This is a genomic window from Rhizobium sp. P2_G2 (genome assembly GCF_056403555.1).
The window spans coordinates 145,406-162,523 of record NZ_JBFUFF010000001.1 but is presented as its reverse complement, the minus strand read 5'-3'; the positions used below and the strand labels follow the sequence as shown (position 1 = coordinate 162,523).

At 61.1% G+C, this 17,118-nt stretch carries 17 protein-coding genes; 7 read left to right on the top strand and 10 right to left on the bottom strand.

The window, feature by feature from the left end:
• The first annotated feature begins 48 nt into the window (after positions 1-48).
• Positions 49-1,011, top strand: coding sequence for a LysR family transcriptional regulator (locus AC1D06_RS00740; RefSeq protein ID WP_477984242.1), 963 nt, complete (start codon positions 49-51; stop codon positions 1,009-1,011).
• Between the two features lie 6 nt (positions 1,012-1,017).
• Here AC1D06_RS00740 and mhpA read toward each other — a convergent pair whose 3' ends face one another.
• The 9 genes from mhpA to AC1D06_RS00695 all read right to left on the bottom strand — a co-directional run bounded on the left by mhpA (position 1,018) and on the right by AC1D06_RS00695 (position 9,951).
• Positions 1,018-2,631 carry a bifunctional 3-(3-hydroxy-phenyl)propionate/3-hydroxycinnamic acid hydroxylase MhpA gene (gene mhpA / locus AC1D06_RS00735; RefSeq protein WP_477984240.1) on the bottom strand — a complete coding sequence of 538 codons (1,614 nt, stop codon included), beginning with the start codon at positions 2,629-2,631 and terminating at the stop codon, positions 1,018-1,020.
• A gap of 39 nt (positions 2,632-2,670) precedes the next feature.
• Positions 2,671-3,381 (bottom strand): ABC transporter ATP-binding protein, encoded by a 711-nt coding sequence (locus AC1D06_RS00730; RefSeq protein ID WP_477984238.1) that lies wholly within the window; start codon positions 3,379-3,381, stop codon positions 2,671-2,673.
• Positions 3,374-4,105, bottom strand: coding sequence for an ABC transporter ATP-binding protein (locus AC1D06_RS00725; RefSeq protein ID WP_477984236.1), 732 nt, complete (start codon positions 4,103-4,105; stop codon positions 3,374-3,376). Before AC1D06_RS00725 ends, AC1D06_RS00730 begins: the two co-directional genes overlap by 8 nt.
• The gene (locus AC1D06_RS00720; protein WP_477984234.1) at positions 4,089-5,054 is read right to left on the bottom strand and encodes a branched-chain amino acid ABC transporter permease; all 966 of its coding nucleotides are present in this window, start codon (positions 5,052-5,054) and stop codon (positions 4,089-4,091) included. The genes AC1D06_RS00725 and AC1D06_RS00720 overlap by 17 nt, the downstream gene beginning before the upstream one ends.
• A gap of 7 nt (positions 5,055-5,061) precedes the next feature.
• Positions 5,062-5,922: a branched-chain amino acid ABC transporter permease gene (locus AC1D06_RS00715; protein WP_477984232.1), complete on the bottom strand. Its 861-nt coding sequence runs from the start codon at positions 5,920-5,922 to the stop codon at positions 5,062-5,064.
• Positions 5,923-5,937: 15 nt separating this feature from the next.
• Positions 5,938-7,149 carry an amino acid ABC transporter substrate-binding protein gene (locus AC1D06_RS00710; RefSeq protein WP_477984230.1) on the bottom strand — a complete coding sequence of 404 codons (1,212 nt, stop codon included), beginning with the start codon at positions 7,147-7,149 and terminating at the stop codon, positions 5,938-5,940.
• 112 nt (positions 7,150-7,261) lie between these two features.
• The gene (locus tag AC1D06_RS00705; RefSeq protein WP_477875344.1) at positions 7,262-7,801 is read right to left on the bottom strand and encodes a cupin domain-containing protein; all 540 of its coding nucleotides are present in this window, start codon (positions 7,799-7,801) and stop codon (positions 7,262-7,264) included.
• Positions 7,802-7,863: 62 nt separating this feature from the next.
• On the bottom strand, positions 7,864-8,979 hold the full coding sequence (locus tag AC1D06_RS00700; protein WP_477984228.1) for an alcohol dehydrogenase catalytic domain-containing protein: 1,116 nt from the start codon (positions 8,977-8,979) through the stop codon (positions 7,864-7,866).
• 240 nt (positions 8,980-9,219) lie between these two features.
• Complete coding sequence (locus AC1D06_RS00695) at positions 9,220-9,951, bottom strand: GntR family transcriptional regulator (protein WP_477984226.1); 732 nt, start codon at positions 9,949-9,951, stop codon at positions 9,220-9,222.
• A gap of 183 nt (positions 9,952-10,134) precedes the next feature.
• Here AC1D06_RS00695 and AC1D06_RS00690 point away from each other — a divergent pair, with 183 nt between their 5' ends.
• From AC1D06_RS00690 to AC1D06_RS00670, 5 genes are all read left to right on the top strand, one after another.
• Positions 10,135-10,971: a fumarylacetoacetate hydrolase family protein gene (locus AC1D06_RS00690; RefSeq protein ID WP_477984224.1), complete on the top strand. Its 837-nt coding sequence runs from the start codon at positions 10,135-10,137 to the stop codon at positions 10,969-10,971.
• Between the two features lie 110 nt (positions 10,972-11,081).
• On the top strand, positions 11,082-11,987 hold the full coding sequence (locus tag AC1D06_RS00685; RefSeq protein ID WP_477875340.1) for a VOC family protein: 906 nt from the start codon (positions 11,082-11,084) through the stop codon (positions 11,985-11,987).
• An 18-nt stretch (positions 11,988-12,005) separates the two neighbouring features.
• On the top strand, positions 12,006-12,893 hold the full coding sequence (locus AC1D06_RS00680) for an alpha/beta hydrolase (protein WP_477875339.1): 888 nt from the start codon (positions 12,006-12,008) through the stop codon (positions 12,891-12,893).
• Entirely contained in the window at positions 12,890-13,954 is a 1,065-nt protein-coding gene (locus tag AC1D06_RS00675) for an Ldh family oxidoreductase (RefSeq protein WP_477875338.1), read from the top strand. Before AC1D06_RS00680 ends, AC1D06_RS00675 begins: the two co-directional genes overlap by 4 nt.
• A gap of 215 nt (positions 13,955-14,169) precedes the next feature.
• Positions 14,170-14,967, top strand: a complete 798-nt coding sequence (locus tag AC1D06_RS00670) for a creatininase family protein (RefSeq protein ID WP_477984222.1) — start codon at positions 14,170-14,172, stop codon at positions 14,965-14,967.
• Here the strand turns inward: AC1D06_RS00670 and AC1D06_RS00665 are convergent.
• On the bottom strand, positions 14,955-15,899 hold the full coding sequence (locus AC1D06_RS00665) for a LysR family transcriptional regulator (RefSeq protein WP_477875336.1): 945 nt from the start codon (positions 15,897-15,899) through the stop codon (positions 14,955-14,957). The two genes, AC1D06_RS00670 and AC1D06_RS00665, sit on opposite strands and share 13 nt — an antisense overlap.
• A gap of 183 nt (positions 15,900-16,082) precedes the next feature.
• Between AC1D06_RS00665 and AC1D06_RS00660 the strand changes: the two genes are divergently transcribed.
• Positions 16,083-17,093: an ABC transporter substrate-binding protein gene (locus AC1D06_RS00660; protein ID WP_477984220.1), complete on the top strand. Its 1,011-nt coding sequence runs from the start codon at positions 16,083-16,085 to the stop codon at positions 17,091-17,093.
• Positions 17,094-17,118 lie beyond the last annotated feature (25 nt).

The window sequence follows — 17,118 nt, the reverse complement described above, 5'->3', positions numbered from 1 at the left end:
GGATGGAGCGTAGCGTGAGGCTTCCCTTCTGCCAATTGGATGGATACGATGGAGGTCATCGACTTTTTCGATGACCTGGGACTATCGATGCTGCCTGAGGAACTGGGGCAAATTGATCTGCGTACGCTGCATATACTGGTGACAGTGTCGGATTGCGGCTCGTTTTCCGCCGCATCGGCCATGCTCGATGTCAGCCAGTCGACCGTCAGTTATACGATCGACCGGCTGCGCCGCGCCTTTAGCGATCCGCTGTTCGTCCGCCAGGGCAACCGTGTCGCAGAAACCGAGAAATGCCGCGATCTCGTGTCGCAGGCGCGCGAGATCGTCAATCGGATGCATGCGATCGCCGCGCCGAGCGATTTCGATCCGTCAACCGCGGAAGGCGCAGTCACGCTCTCCTGCAATCATCATGAGCGTTTTCTGCTGGTGCCGCCCTATCTCGCCGCGCTCCGTCGGAACGCGCCGCGCGTAGTCCTCCATCTCCTGGAATCGGCAGTCAACGGCAAGCGGCAATTGAAGGACAATAGTGCGGATATCGTCCTTGGCCCGGTGCAGATCCTGGGGGAAGGTTATTTCCGTCGGCATATCGTTTCGGATCACTATTCCTGCCTGATGGACCGCGCCAATCCACTTGCAGACGGTGAACTGACACTCGAGCGCTATCAAACGGCGGCGCATGTCGCGGTCACCTACAATGGCCAATGGCAGGCACTTTATTTCGAGGCGCTGCGCCTCCGCGACATCGCGCTCAAGCCGCAGCTGACGCTGCCGGGCCATGACAGCCTCGACCTGATGATCGCCGGCACCGACCTGATTGCGACCATTCCCAATCGCATGGCGAGCGCCTATCGGGATCGCCTGGCGGTTCGGCCCTTTCCGATCCACATCCCGATCGAGATCGACATGTACTGGACCGAGCGCACGCATCGCTCCGGCCTGCATCGCTGGGCGCGGCAGCTTTTGGCTGATATTGCGAGAACGCTGTCCCCCGAAGCAGAACCTGCCGAGTAGCAGATATCACACGACTAGCCGGGTGTCTTGAGCTCCCGCGTCAGTGTTGCCCTGGCCGAACCATGGCGCGAGCTGATCCAATAGAGTTGCGACTCCACCATCGTCTTCTGCCAGCCCGAAGACCACGCGATCGGGACGCACCAGGACAGCACGTGCGCCGAGGCCGGCAAGCCAGTTGCGCAGGACGCCGTCTGCTTCCGTCAGACCTTCGCCATCACTGCCGAATTCGAAGACGGCAATTTCAAGCCGGCTCGCCCGCTGACGATTGGTCTCGCCGATATCGAAGCCGTCGATCAGCAGTGCGAAACCATGACCGACAAGATCATCCAGCAGAACCGAACCATCCTCGACGCATATACGCGGCTGTGGGCAGGCCTCGCCGGCCCCTCGCATTGGTTCACTCGTCGAACGGCGCGCGATCAGACCATCTGCAATCGGCGGAAACAGATCCTGCCGCACCTGGGTGCCCTTGCCATCGCGGACAAGCGTCTTCATCTTCTCATCGCGCAGCCTGGCCTTGTCTTCGTCGGTCTCGCAGATCACCTCGCCCAGCCCCTTGGTGATCGCAATCACCTTGCGCACCAGCGGCCGCCGTTCCTGCTCGTAGGTGTCGAGCAGCAGAGATGATGCGCCGCCCAGGACATGCGCCAGCTTCCAGCCCAGATTGGCGGCATCCTTGATGCCCTGGACCATGCCCTGCGCCAGGAAGGGCGGCGTCATGTGGCAAGCGTCGCCGGCGAGGAAGACATTGCCGATACGCCAGCGCTCCGCCACCAGTGCGTGGAACCGGTAGGTGGCCGAGCGCCAGATCTCCGCCTGCCCCGGCTTGATAAAAGGCGAAAGCAGCTCCCAGATGCGCTCCGGCTGACTGATCTCCTCCGGCTCTTCCCCGGGGAGCATCATGAACTCCCAGCGTCTCAGATTGCCCGGCAGCACGACGAATGTATGCGGTCGTGCCGGATGGCAGAACTGCACATTGGTTTCCGGCAAATCATGCGCTTCATCGCCGAGAATGACATCAATGACCAACCAGGGCTGATCGAAGATCAGGTCCTCGAACCTGATTCCCAGACTGCGTCGGACGAAGCTCGGGCCGCCGTCGCAGCCGACCACGAAAGGGGCCGCCAAAGTGGCCGTGTCGCCCGTAGCGATGTCGTGTAGCGACAGATGCGGCTCGTCCGGGTCTTGCAGCGCGGTCAGTTCCACACCTGTCAGCAGCGAGACGCTTTCCCATATTTCTGCTTTTTCACGCAGGACCCGCTCCAGCTCAGGCTGGACGAAGGTCATATAGGCCGGCCAGCCCAGCTTGTGCGGCGGCGGTGGCGAGATGAACCGGCGCAACAGCGACCCATCGGCAGCGCGGTATTCCGAATCCCGATATTCGCCAACCGCGCCAGCCAGATCGCTGGCGACGCCTATATTCTGGAATGTCCGCATGACCTCGTGATCCATGCCGATGGCGCGCGGCAGAGGGTAGACATCCTCCCTTGCATCCACGCCCAACACCTTGACGCCCAGGCTTCCGAGGATGTTGCAGAGCGTGATCCCGACCGGTCCAAGGCCGACGATCACGACCTCGGGCGAGATGTCGGACAAATGTTCAAACTCGATTTTTCCCATCGTGCGCGCTCCACTCTCATGCCGTTCGCCTCGGCACCTTTAATGATGACCCAGGAACGCCTTTTTCACGGCCGGATCATTGCGGAGATTGTCGGCCGTATTCTCGCCGACGATCCGGCCGGCTTCCAGAAGATAGCCGCGGCTTGCGATCGACAGGCTGACGCGGACGTTCTGCTCGACCACCAGCATCGAAATCCCCGTGTCGCGAATGCGCTTGAGCGCCTGGAACAATTCTCCGACCACGATCGGCGCCAGACCGAGGCTTGGCTCGTCCAGCAGAAGCAGGTCGGGTTTGGACATCAAGGCCCGCGCGACCGCAACCATCTGCTGCTCGCCGCCGGACATGGTGCCGACCCGCTGCGCCCTGCGCTCGGCAAGCCTGGGAAAGAGTTTCAGCACCTCTTCACGGCGATCTCCCACGCCTTCACGGGCGCGTTTCGGGTTGGCGCCGAGCCAGAGGTTTTCGTCCACGGTCATTTCGGTGAAGACGCCCCGCCCCTCCGGAACATGCGCAATGCCGCATTCGACGACCTTGTGAGAAGCGAGACGGGTGATGTCCTTTGTCAGGAACGCCACCTTGCCTGCTCCCGAAAGCGGCACCATGGCTGTGAGCCCACGCAACAGCGTCGACTTGCCGGTACCGTTCGCGCCCAAAATGACGACGCACTCGCCCTTGTCGACCTTTATAGAAACGTCGTCCAGGGCGAGATGCTTGCCATAGCGGACCGAGAGATTGCGCGCCTCAAGCATAGTCGAACTCTCCCAGATAGGCAGCGACGACGTCAGCGTCCGACAGGACCGTCGCCGTGGGACCATCGGCGATGACGCTGCCGGCGCTCATCACCACGCAGCGTGGGCAGAGCTCGCGCACGGCCTCCATGATATGTTCCACCAACAGGATGGTCATTCCGGTATGACCGAGCGAGCGGATGAGCTCGATCCCGGTTCCAAGCTCGGTGGGATTCAGCCCGGCAAGCCACTCGTCGAGCAGGAGAATATCCGGCGCCGGCCCGATGGCACGGGCGAGTTCGAGCCGCTTCTGGTCGATGTAATTGAGATCATGCACCGAAGCCTGACCTCGGCCCGCCAGCCCCACCATTGCGAGCACCTCATCCGCACGCTCATGGGCCGCGTGACCCCAGAGCGGACGACGGCCGAAGGCGAGCGAAAGCACGACATTGTCCCGGACGCTGAGCGAGGCAGCGAGCCGCACCAGTTGGAACGTGCGGGCGATACCCTGCCGTGCGCGTAAATGAACCGGCATGTGGTGAACCGGCGCGCCGTTGAGCAGGACTTCGCCTCCGGTCGGACTGAGAGCCCCGGAAATCAGGTTCATCACCGTGGTCTTGCCCGATCCGTTCGGGCCGAGAAGGCCGACGACCTCGCCCTTTGTAACGGAGATGCCGACATTGTTGACGGCAACCAGGCCGCCGAACTCCTTCCTGAGGTTTTTGAGTTCAAGCAAGCTGCTCATGCGACACCTCTTGCGAACCGTTCGACTTGCCGCTTCGCGCGCTCAAATATTTCCAAAGCTGCTCCAGCCGGGCGAGCACGCCATCCGGAAACAGGAAGACGATGGCGATAAAGAGCAGGCCGAGAATGATGGAATAATGATCCGGAAAGCGGCCGGAGAGCCATTCGAACAGGAAGAACAACGGCACGGCGCCGCAGGCCGGCCCCCACAGCCGCGACGCGCCGCCGAGCAGCGCCATGATCAGCGTCAGGAAGGATATCGTCGGATTGAAGACGATGCTCGGTTCGACATAGGTCCAGCGCGGCGCCTCTATGGCACCGATGAGAGTGATGAGTACGGAGCTGATGGCGAACAGCACGAGCTTGACGCGGGTGACATCGACGCCGGCATGGCGCGCCACCACTTCATCGTCGCCGATGGCCCGTACGGCCAGTCCGAGCCTGCCCCGGTCGATCCACCAGCGGATCGCCAGCGCCACGGCCGATACCGCCAGCAGCAGGTAATAAATGCCTGATGTGTCGACATCGACGAAGATGTAGCGGCCGAGCGTGCCGGTGATGTTGACCTCATACCAGGTCAGCAATTGCCGGACCATTTCGGCGAGACCGAAGCTGAAGACGACGAAATAGACACCGGCCAGCCGCAGCGTCGCCAAGCCGACGACCAGCGATGCAACAAGCCCGATCAGCGCCGCGACGACGAGGATCAGATAGAACGGCAGGTCATCGGCGAGGACGGCGACCGTGTAGGCCCCCGCCCCGAAGAACGCCACGGTGGCGAGCGACACGTAGCGCGTCGGGCCTGAAAACAAAGCCCAGCTCGAGGTAAGCGCGACATAGCCCATCACGCCAATCGCGAGCCCCAGGCCATAATCCTCGACGAAGAACGGCACGGCGGCGAACCCGGCGAGGAGCAGACAGAGCAAAAGGGGAAAGCCGAACGTCTTCATGTGCGCCTCAACTGAAAAGCCCGTTCGGCCGCCAGAGCAGCACCGCGAGGAAAATGGCATAGGTTGCAGCGAGCGTCAGGCCGGGATCGACCGCCGCCGAGACACCGGCTTCGACCAGGCCCAGGATCAGGCCGGCGGCGATGGCGCCGGCGAGATTGCCGACGCCGCCCATGATCACCACGACCAGCGCCTTCATCGTCAGGAAGACGCCATCAGTGGGCGTGAACGGCTGATACATCGACAGGACCACGCCGCCGGCCGCGGCTAGCGCGCCGCCCAACGCGAAAGCGGCGCGTGCCTGCCGCTGGTTGTCGATACCCACGAGCGGCGCAAAGCCAGGCCGGGAAGCCACAGCGCGCATCGCCATGCCCCAGCGGGTTTTCCGCATCGCCAGATAGAGTGCACCGCCGATCGCCACCGCGAGCAGCGCGCCGACCAGACGGCCCGCCGAGATCTTGGTTCCGAGAATGTCGATGGGGATTTCGAGCCAGTTGTAACCCGTGAAGCCGCTGCCGAAGGACGATACGTAGACGCCCTGCAACAGGAACATCAGCCCGAAGCTCACCAGGATGGAGTCGACTTCCAGCCGCCCGGAGCCGCGCGACCGCTTTTCCAGCGGCCGCATGATAACAGTGTAGATGAGGTAGGATGCCAGATAACCCAGCGGCACGACGATCAGAAAGGCAAGGAACGGGTTCAAGCCGGCGGACGACACCGCAAGATAGGTCAGGAACGCGCCGCCGATCACCAGCTCGCCATAGGCCAGGTTCATGATGCGGGCGACGCCATATTGAATGGTCAAGCCAAGCGCCATGAGCGCGAAGGTTCCGCCGAGAACAAGACCGACGACGAGTGTGGTGATCAGCATCGAAAGTGCCCTCGCCTATGCCCAGGCGGGCTTCGGCACGACGGCCGGCAGCGCGCCCGGCCGGTCGGCCGGCGCTACGCCGACAAACACGCCGCCCTGCCATTGTCCGAGCAGCCAGAGATCCGTCATCCGATTCTCGGACAGCTTGATCGTGCCGATGATCGTGTCGAAGCTGCCGGTGGCGATTTCCTGCGTCACCGCATCGCGGTCGACGCCGCGGCGCGCGATCGCCTGCTGCAAGATCTGCAGGCTGGAATAGATGACCGAACTCGCCCAATAGTCGGGCGGCGCGCCGATGAGCTTCTTGTGCCGCTCGACATAGCCCTGCATTTCCTGTCGTGAAACGTCGATGCCGCCGAGGCTCATGACGCCTTCGACCTTGCCCTCGTTGATGTCGGAGAAAACTGGAAAACTCGTGCCGACGCCGGTATAAAAAATCTTCGGATTGTAGGAATTGAGCCGCGCCTGTTTGGTGATCGCGAATGTATCCGGCGGATAGGAAAGCGCCATGAAGATATCGGCACCGGAACCGGCGGCTTCATTCAGCAGCGAGGCAAAATCCTGCGTGCCGATCGGATAGGACTTGTCCATCACGATTTGCATGCCGGCCTCCGGCAGCTTGGCGCGCGCCTGCTTGACGAGCTCGATGCCGAAACCGTCGGCAACGGAGATGATGGCGACCTTTTTATTGGTCGCATCACCGGCCGATAAGGTCACCGCCGCAAGCGCCGAGGCATAATCCCCGGCAGATCCCAGGAACCAGAAGCTGCGCTTCCACTTGGCGTGGACATCGATCTCGTCGGGAATGAGCGACGTCCCGATAAGCTGGGGATAGCCGAACCGATCCATCAGCGGCGCGACCGCCAGATTGAACGCCGTCCCCCATGGCGACAGGATGAAATCGACCTTGTCCTGCCGCGCCAGCCGCTCGATGCCGCGCACGACTTCTTCGGTCTGCGACCGGTCGTCGTAGGCGACGATCTCCAGCGGCAGGCGGCTTCCATCCGGCATCGCCAGGCCACCTGCCGCTTTGACGTCCGCCGCCCACAACTCGTAATTCGGAATCGTCGTTGTGCCCGCACCCGGCGCGTTGACGCCGGTCTTGGAGACGATGTAGCCAATCCGGACGGATGTCCGGCTCTCGGCGCGCGCCGGAAAACCCGCCGCCAGTGCAACGGCAGCGGAACCAGCCGCCGCCAGCACATTTCGTCTTGTCAGTTCAACCATGATCTTCCTCCCTCGATCGCCATGACCATCCGTGGATTGATAGGCAAAATTCTCCTCACGCCGGCCCTGCCTGCTGCAGGGCCAGTCGAAATGCATTGCCGGCGAATGGGGTTTACTTCGCCTGCGCGCCGATCATGACGAAGGCGACCGTCGCCGACGCATTGCCGGGATTGCGCCAAGCGTGGCGTGGTCCGTGCTGAACGAAGGTATCGCCGGCATTGAGGGTGACGGTGGCGCCATCATCCAGTTCCAGCACGATCTGTCCGTTTAGCACCACGCCGTAATCCAGCGTAGGCGTGGTGTGCATGCCGGGACTTTCCATTTCGAAGGTCTCGGCAATGCCGGGTGCTGCTGCCGCATGTTCCGGGCCGGCGAGATCGGGGCGAAAATCCGGCGACATCATTACGGCATCGGGCGGAAACGTCACAACCAGGAACGTAGAGCCGCCGGCCGGATGCAGCAGCGTTCCATTGACGGCCATCGGATCGTTGCCGTCATGCGGCAGCGACGGCACGTTTGCAACGGTCCAGATCGGAGCCGCGACGAAGCCCGGCGTATGCTTTAGCGCCATCTCCCGGGGCGAAACCCCGTCGCTGACGACCACCGATTTGCCGGCGGCATTCTTAGCAGTCACAACACGTCTGAAAGTCATGATGTCCTCCCACATGACAGAATGTTCGGGCAGCCCGCGCTGGTCACGCGGGGGCAAGCAGATCAAGGATAGATCACGTAATTCGAGAAACCACCATGCCGCTGGGCAATGCCTGATATCGCCGTGTTGACCTCCGCAAGCGGGTAGCCATGGGTTTCCAATATCGAGAGGTCGGCGACGCCGGATGCGACCATATCGGCCATTTCCTGGCCTTCGAGCGTGGTGAACCATGCCGAACCGTAGAGCCGCTGATTGTGGTCCATCAGCCAGTGCACATCGAGCGCCACCGGGCCGGCAACGGCGCCGACATCGACGCCGATACCGCCGCGGCGCATGCCCCGCAGTCCTTGCAGGAAGGTTTCGTGCTTGGCACCCGGACCCAGGCAATCGATGAAGGCATCCGCGCCTTCGCCGTCGGTATGCGCCAGAGCGAAATCGGTGACGGAGCCGTCATCGATCGAGAAAACCTCGAAACGGTTCGGCGCCAGCGCCTTGATTTCTTCTAGAAGGTTCTTGTCGCGGCCCGTGCCGAGGATTTTGTTGACGCCCATGGCCAGGCCGAAGATCGCAGCGCCGATCCCGAGCGTGCCGCTGATGCCGTTGACGAGGATCGTGTCTCCCGGACCGGCATTGACTTTCTTCAGCGCCGAATAGGCCGTACCGAGATAGCCGAGGCGGGCAGCCTGATCAAAGCTCATATTGTCAGGAACTTTTACGATCGCCGAGGCCGGAGCCACCATATATTCGCTCAGGCCGCCGATCGGATAATCGGCAAAGGTCTGCATCGCATCGGCGCTGAAGCCGAAATAGCCCTGAAAGGCATAGTGCTTGCAGGAAATGCTATCGCCACGGCGGCAATGGCGGCAGGTGCCGCAGCTGCGGCCCGGATTGACATAGACCCGATCGCCGGCTTTCAGGCCATGCACCTGGCGGCCGACCGCCGCGATTTCGCCGGCGGGATCGAGGCCGAAAACGGCGGGCAGTGGCGGCAAAGGCATATGCGGGAACCATGTGGTCCAGTTGGCGAGAATATTGCCGAGATTGGGAACGATGCCGCAGGCCTTGACGCGAACCAGCACATCCATATCGCCCGGCTTGGGCGTGGGCAGCGTTTCGATCTTCAGCTCACCGCCGACCCTGTGCATGCGCGCAGCCGTCATTGTCTCCGGGATAGTCATGAATTCTTCCTCCACTACGAATTTTCCGGCCCTCTTCGACCGGGCCGATCCTCCATCGTGAAGACTACCTACTCCCAGAATTTCGAAAATTCAAGTGATTTCGTAAAAAATGGATTTCGTCTGATATTTGACGCGTTGGGCGCAGCAAACCGCACGCCGAAAAATCGGCATAAGCGAAGCCGAGGACCGATATTGATTTGACTGTACGGCAGGGTCCGCGACAGCGGCGAGCAGCAGGCTTTATTCGGCCGCGTCAGCGACCGCGCGCTTCCGGGGCTTAATCGCTGCCTTGGCATCCTCGAAAAGATGGCCGGCATGCTCAATGACATTTTCGCTGGTTTCGCGAATGTGCCTGTCGATCAGGCGCAACGCCTTTTCTTCATCGCGTGCCAGTGCCGCATCGGCGATCTGCTTGTGCTCGACGTCCTTTTCACGCCATTTCGTCCGGAACTGCGACGACATACGGCGATAGCGATGCGCCCGCTCGAAAAGCTTAGATCGGATTTCCAGCAGCACCGGGGAGCCGCAGGCCGAGACGAGCGAATAATGGAATTCACCGTGCACGCCGGTCCATTCCTCAGACAGGTAATATTCCCGGCCAAGCCGCTGCTGCAACTTGTCCATCCGGTGGAATGTCGAGAGGATGTTGGCCTCCCATCGGTCGTCACCCTTGCGGATGGACTTCGACAGGGCCTCGCGCTCAATCAGGACCCGCACATCGGTCAGGTCGTTGAGGTCGGCGATCGAGACCGGCGCCACGATGAAGCCGCGCTGGCCTTCGGAAATGACCAAGTTCTCGGCCGCCAGGCGCGATAACGCCTCGCGGAGTGTCGAGAAGCTGACCGCATACTTGGTTTTGAGGCTCTCGAAGCGAAGCTTTTCGCCCGGCCTGAGATCGCAGTTGATGATATCCAGCCGCATCCGCTGGAGGACATCGCCAGCTCTCGTTTCGCTGCCAAGCTTCTGTTCCAAACCTGCCTCCCGGAGTAAGCGTGCAAATGAGCCGGAACCCACCGGCTTTCAGGTGACTATAGAAAATTTCGAAAAAAATCAACTTTCTGATCTTCTCTACAAATTTTTCCCGCTATGCGCTTGCCACTCAAACGTCTCACTGTTTACGATAATATCATAAATTTCGAAATTATAGGAGATGACATGCGCTATTTGAGCTATATCCGCCAGGGCATAGCCGGTTACGGCTGCCTTGTCGGCGATGGAATATGCGATCTCGGTAAGCGGAGCGGACTGCCGGATCTGAAAACCTATATCGCCCACCATTTCGAGACTCCTGGCGCAGAGAGAGACGCCGCGCCCGACTACCCGCTTTCCGATATCCGCTATCTGCCGGTGATTCCCAATCCGGACAAGGTTCTCTGCGTCGCCACCAATTACCGCGAAACCGACGAAGTGATCTCTGACGCAGCAGAATATCCAATGGTGTTCACCCGATTCGGCATATCGCAGACCGGACATGGCGAACCGCTTCTGAAGCCAGGCCTCTCCGACCGATTCGACTACGAGGGCGAACTCGCGGTGATCATCGGCAGGCCGGGACACAGGATTGCCGAAGCGGATGCCTTGTGCCACGTCGCCGGCTACAGCTGCTTCAACGACGGCAGCGTGCGCGACTGGCAGAAACATTCCTCACAGTTCACACCCGGCAAGAATTTCATCCGCACAGCCGGATTTGGCCCCTGGATGGTTTCCGCCGACACCCTCCCCCTCCCCCTCGCCATCGATCTGTTAACGAGGGTGAACGGCGAAGTACGGCAAAGCACCAATACCAGACGCATGATATTTTCCATCCCCTGGCTCATTTCCTATCTCAGCCAGTTCACCGCGCTGGAGCCGGGAGATGTCATCGTCACAGGCACGCCCAAGGGTTTTGGATCGAGCCTGCAGCCGCCGCGATTCCTCACGGTCGGCGATGTGGTCGAAGTGGAGATCGAAGGGGTCGGATTGCTGCGCAATAGCGTCGGTGCGGCCACCTGAGATAATTTCGATAAAAACAAAATTTTCGAAATATATTGCCACCGTCCGCGATCTGTCGTATCTAAGCTCACCGAATTGCCCAAGCGGCACTCAATTTATGGGAGGAACTGATGACGCACATCGTGCATGCCGTCGGCCATATGAAGGTCAATGTTGTCGATCCGGACGCGGTTATTCGCGACGCGACCGAGATCCTCGGTCTGCAAGTCACCCACCGCGGCGACGGGCAGACCTGGCTGAGCTCCAATGGGCGCGCTGCCGAGCTTGTCCTCGTCCATTCCGAGGAAAATTCTGCCCATACGATCGGGCTGGAAGCACTGACGCCGGATCTGGTGGCGGAAGCCGCCTCGCGCATCGAGGCAGCCGGCTGCAAAATCCTGTCACGCGCGCCGAGCATGGACTGCATTGCCGCCGGCGTCACCTTTGCGACGCCGGAAGGCCTGCGCTTCGAAATTCATTCGCCGATCCGCAACGTCACCTATGGCCGCCGCTATCCGACCAAGGGCGTCGGCCCCAACCGCATCGACCACATCAACCTGATCACGCCCGATCCTGCCGCCACGCGCAGCCAGATGGAAGCGATCGGCGGCATGAAGCTGTCGGAGCGGATGATCAATGACGGTTTGAGCTGGATGTATGGCGGCAATCGCCAGCACCATGTTCTCGGACTGGTCCTCGGCACGGCTCCGGGCCTGCACCATGTGTCGTTCGAATTCCTGGAATTCAATCAGTATCTGCGTCTGGGCGACATTCTCGACACGTTCGACAAGCAGCTGATGTGGGGACCCGGCCGCCATCGTCCCGGCGACAATACCTATGCTTACTATACCGATGCCAGCGGCATGATGATCGAATGCTCCGGTGTCATGGCCCACATCGCCGACGATGCCGATTTCACGCCCCGCGTCATCACCAATCTGGAACGCCCCGGCAATGTCCGCGACATGAATGTCTGGGGCACGCCGGCGCCCGTCGAGTGGCGCGAATATTTCCACCCCTTCACCAAGATCGACTGACAGCGACAGGCGAACGACATGCAGCAGAAACTGACATTCCTTTCCGATGGATTGAAACTCTCCGCCGTCCTGCACGTTCCGGATGGGCGCAAGCCGGGCCAGAAACTGCCGGCCTTCATCGTCTGCCACGGCTTCGTTGGCTCAAAGGATGAAAGCCACGCCCAGATCCAGGCCGAGATGATGGAAGCCTTCGGCTATATTGCCTTGCGCTTCGATTTCCGCTCCTGCGGCGAAAGCGAGGGCGAGCGTGCCCAGGTGCGCTGCTTCGACCAGGTGGCGGATGCCAAGAATGCGCTGACCTTTCTTGCCGGACGCGAGGAAGTCGATCCCAGGCGGATCGGCATTACCGGTCACAGTTTTGGCGCTGCGGTTTCGGTCTATGCGGCCGGTGTCGACGAGCGCTTCGCCTGCTGCCTCTCCTCTTGCGGTTGGGGCAATGGCGAGCGCAAATTCCGCGGCCAGCACCCCACACCGGATGCCTGGGGAAAATTCACCGGCATTCTGGAAAATGGCCGCAAGCACAAGCAGGAAACCGGCGAAAGCCTGTGGATGTCACGCTTCGACGCAGTGCCTATCCCCGAACATCTGCGTAAGAATCTCTCGCCCAAGGCTATCATGGAGATCCCGGTCGAAACTGCCTGGTCGATGTATAATTTCCGTGCCGACGATGTCGTCGCCAATATCGCGCCACGCCCCCTGCTCCTGTTCCACACGGCCAATGACATCATCACCCCCACCGTGGAATCGATCCGCATGTTCGAAAAGGCCGGACAGCCGACCGAACTGATGCTGATCGACACGACCGCGCATTTTCCGCTGGCGCCGGGTGACGCGCCGCGCACCAAGGCCATGCTCAAGGGCTGGCTCGATAAGTTCTTCCCCTCTCCGCTCGGCGCTGCGTCATGAGTGATGGCAGCGGAAAGACGATGATTGCCAAGGACGCGCTGGAAACCTTTGCGGCAGCGCTCCTCGAAGCCGGCGGTTTTCGGCCGGACTACGCCCGACAGACCGCCGAACTCCTGGTCTGGGCCAATCTGCGCGGTGCCGAGTCCCATGGCGTCCTGCGTATTCCCCGTTATGTCGAAATGGTCGAACAGGGGATCGTCAACGGTCGCGCGGAGCCGAAATTCGCCCGGCAATTCGGCGCGATCGCCGTGATCGAGGGCGATCGGGTGCCTGGCGCCTCCGGCATGATCATGACCAGCGACCATGCCGTGGCGCTGGCCGGGCAATTCGGCATCGGTCTTTGCTCGATCATGCATACGAGCCATGCCGGAGCGGTGGGCTATTTCGCCGAACGCGTGACCAGAAGCGGCAAGATCGGCCTGGTCATGTCGGCGTCCAAGCCGCTGATGGTCTATCACGGATCGCGCACGGAGGGCGTCTCCACCAATCCGCTTGCAATCGGCGTACCGGCAGATGATCCGGACCGCCCCATCCTTCTCGACATGTCAACGGCCGCGGTGGCGCTCGGCAAGATCTTGGCTGCCAAGGATGCCGGCAAGCCTATACCCCAAGACTGGGCCGTGGACGCCAACGGCGTGGCCACGACGGACCCGGCCAAGGTCAAGGCCGTACTGCCGATGGCCGGGCCTAAGGGATCGGGCCTGTCATTGATGATCGAGATTCTGGTGAGCGTGTTGGGCGGCAATCCGCTGATTTCCAGGGCGCTGTTGGAAAAGCAGGATGCCGGCTTCAACGGACTCGTCGTGGCGATTGATCCGATGGCCTTTGGCCTGGAAAAGGCGTTTGGCGACGAAGTCGAGCAGCTCGCCCACGCGATCCGGTCGCTGCCGCCAGCAGACGATGCAGAGCAGATTTGGCTGCCGGGGGAACGCGGATATAAGGAGTCCTTGGGACGGCTCGCGAGAGGGATACCAATCGCGCCGGGCACTGTCGACCGCCTCATCAAGGAAGCGGGCAAGCGCCAGGTTCCGGTCCCGGATGAATTCCACGGGCATCACTGATCAGCGGACAGTCCACGTCGAGAGTCCGCAAAAGCCCAACATCTGAGACCAGTTCAATCCGCAGCTGTCCAGGCGATCATGTCTCAGCAGGAGCTAAATGCCGGGGGCTATACCCCGCACGCAAAAAGGCATCGATGCGGGCGGAAATTGATGCTTTTCGAGCGCATGCTTTTTGCCTATCCGAAGCAAGGAGCATCGCAAGTGGAGCATCGGCAATGGGCAAACCTTTCTTCTGGAACGAATTGACCAGCCCCGAATTTGCCTTGCTCGATGCCGACAAGACCATCGCCGTGCTGCCGATCGCCTCGACGGAGCAGCATGGCCCGCATCTGCCGATCTCGACGGATGTCAGCATCGCCAATGGCATGCTTGCCGAGGTCCGCAAGCATCTCCCCGACCATCTCGACATCCTGGTCCTGCCGACACAGGAGATCGGCAAGGCCAACGAGCACATTTATGGGCCGGGCACGCTATCGCTCGGCGCCGACATCCTGATACCGGCCTGGACTGCGATCGGCCAGAAAGTGTCGGAAGCCGGCATCCGCAAGATGGTGATCGTCAATTCGCATGGCGGCAATCTCGACATCATGAGCATTGTCGCCCGCGAACTGCGCGTGCGCTTCAACATGGCGGTCGTGTCGACGCAATGGGCTCGTTTCGGCCATCCCGAGGGCATGATCAGCGCCCACGAATCGGCTTACGGCATCCATGGCGGCGAGGTGGAAACCTCGATGATGCTGTATTTCCGGCCCGACCTGGTCCATATGGACCGCGCCAGGAATTTCCGCTCGAAGGCCGAGTGGATGAAGGAGAACACGACGTTTCTCCAGCCGCTGCCGCCGCACTCGCTGGCATGGATCGCCCATGACCTCAATCCGGACGGCGTGGTCGGCGATGCGGCAAGCGCCACGGTGGAAAAGGGCGAACTGATTGCGGCCCATCAGGCCAGGGGCTTTATCGGCCTGATCGAGGATATCAGCAACTATCCCCTCTCCAACCTCTATTCGCGCTGATCTGCCGGGACCGCCGGCCGCCCCTCCACTTCGCGAACAATCTCCACCAGCTCCCCGAGCAGGAATTCGACGAACACACTGGTTGCGGCGTCAAGCGGCGCGCGGGCGCGGGTGAAAAGTTTCATCGGCTGGTGCCGGACATAGGGGTCGGCGAGCGGCCGGTAGACGAGTTCCCCGCGCCGGCATTCACTCAGCACATCCAGCGGATTGAGCAGCGACAGTCCCGTCCCCAGCTTGACCAGTTGCTTGAGCATTTCCGACGAATTGGTCTCCAGGATCGGCTCGATCGGAACCGGCAACGGCGCCAGCGCCAGGTTGATCACCTCGCGCAGACTAGTGCCCGGCTGCGCGAGTACCAAAGGCTCCTCGATTATTTCGGTCAAACTGATGCGGTCCTGCGCCACCAGCCGATGTCCCGGTGGCAGCACGGCGCCAAGCGGCACGTCGAAATTGGCAAGCGTGCGGATGCCCGGCGTCGCCGGTATGTTGAAGCCCAGCCCAATATCCACCTCGCCTGAAACCACCGGCTGGATCGTCGTCGAGCCACCGTCGTTTCTGAGCGCAATGCGGACGCGCGGATGCGCTTCAATGAAACGGGCGAAGATTTCCGGCAGCGGCCCGGCCGCGAGACCCACCGTCGCCACCATCGACACCTTGCCGGCCTGCGGCATTTTCAGTCCGCGGATGCGGCCTTCCAGCCGCTCATAGTTCTTCAGCACGTCACGGATATGCTCGATGCAGAGTTCACCGGCGGCGGTGAGCCGCAACCCTCTTGGCAGGCGCTCGAAGATCGGTGTGCCAAGCTCCTCCTCCAGCGCGAGAATTTGCCGGTTGACGGCGGATGAGGCGACGTTGAGCCGTGCCGACGCCTTGCGGATAGAGCCGCAGCGGGCAATTTCGTTGATGTAGAGGAGCTTGCGTGAGTGCAGCATCCGACTATCCTCTGCCAAATCATTAGGCGTCATGCCCGTTTGGCGGCTTTTTCGCCGACCATTGCCAAAAAGGCATCATTGCGCACGAAATTTGATGCTTTTCAAGGCGCAATACAAGCGCTCAATTGCTCCAGCGGGACGTCGATAGCGGTGTTCCGGCGCTATAGAGGGGAACGACGCAAAATGCGCAACCTGTTGAAATGCAACGCGATGCTGGCACTCTTCGGCCTGGGGCTGGCATTCGGCTCGCATGCCATGGCTGCCGACGAGGTCAAATTCGGCACCAACTGGCTGGCCGAGGCCGAGCATGGCGGCTTCTACCAGGCCGTCGCCGACGGCACTTACGAGAAATATGGCCTGAAGGTCACGATCGTCCAGGGCGGACCGAACGCGGCCAACAGCGCATTGCTGATTGCCGGCAAGATCGACTTCTACATGGGCGGTCCCATGGAAGAAATCTCTGCCGTCGAGGGGGGCATTCCGATCGTCGACGTCGCCGCGATCTTCCAGAAGGATCCGCAGGTGCTGATCGCCCATCCCGACCAGGGAATCGAAAAGTTCGAGGATCTCGCCAAGCTGCCGACGCTGTTTCTCTCCAAGGACGGCTACATCACCTATTTCGAATGGATGAAAGCCAATTTCAAAGGTTTTCGTGACGACCAGTACAAGCCCTACAATTTCAGTCCTGCTCCCTTCCTCGCCGATGCCAAATCGGGCCAGCAGGGCTACCTGACCTCGGAGCCCTATGAAATCGAGAAACAGGCGGGCTGGAAGCCAAAAGTCTTCCTGATCGCCGATGCCGGCTACTCGCCCTATTCGACGATGATCACCACCCAGTCCTCGACCGTCGCCAAGAACCCGGACCTGGTGCAGCGCTTTGTCGATGCCTCGCTTATCGGCTGGTACAATTACCTCTACGGCGACAACAAGGCGGCCAACGATCTGATCAAGAAGGACAATCCGGACATGACCGACGGCCAGATCGCCTATTCCATCGCCAAGATCAAGGAATATGGCATCGTCGACTCCGGCGACACGCTGACGCAGGGCATCGGCTGCATGACCGAGGCGCATTACAAGAAGTTCTTCGACGAAATGGTGGCGATCAAGGTGTTCAAGGCCGACACGGACTTTAAGAAGGCCTTCGACACCAAGTTCGTCTGTAAGGCCGTCGGCCTGTCGCTGAAGAAATGACGATCACGATCGACACGACGTCCCG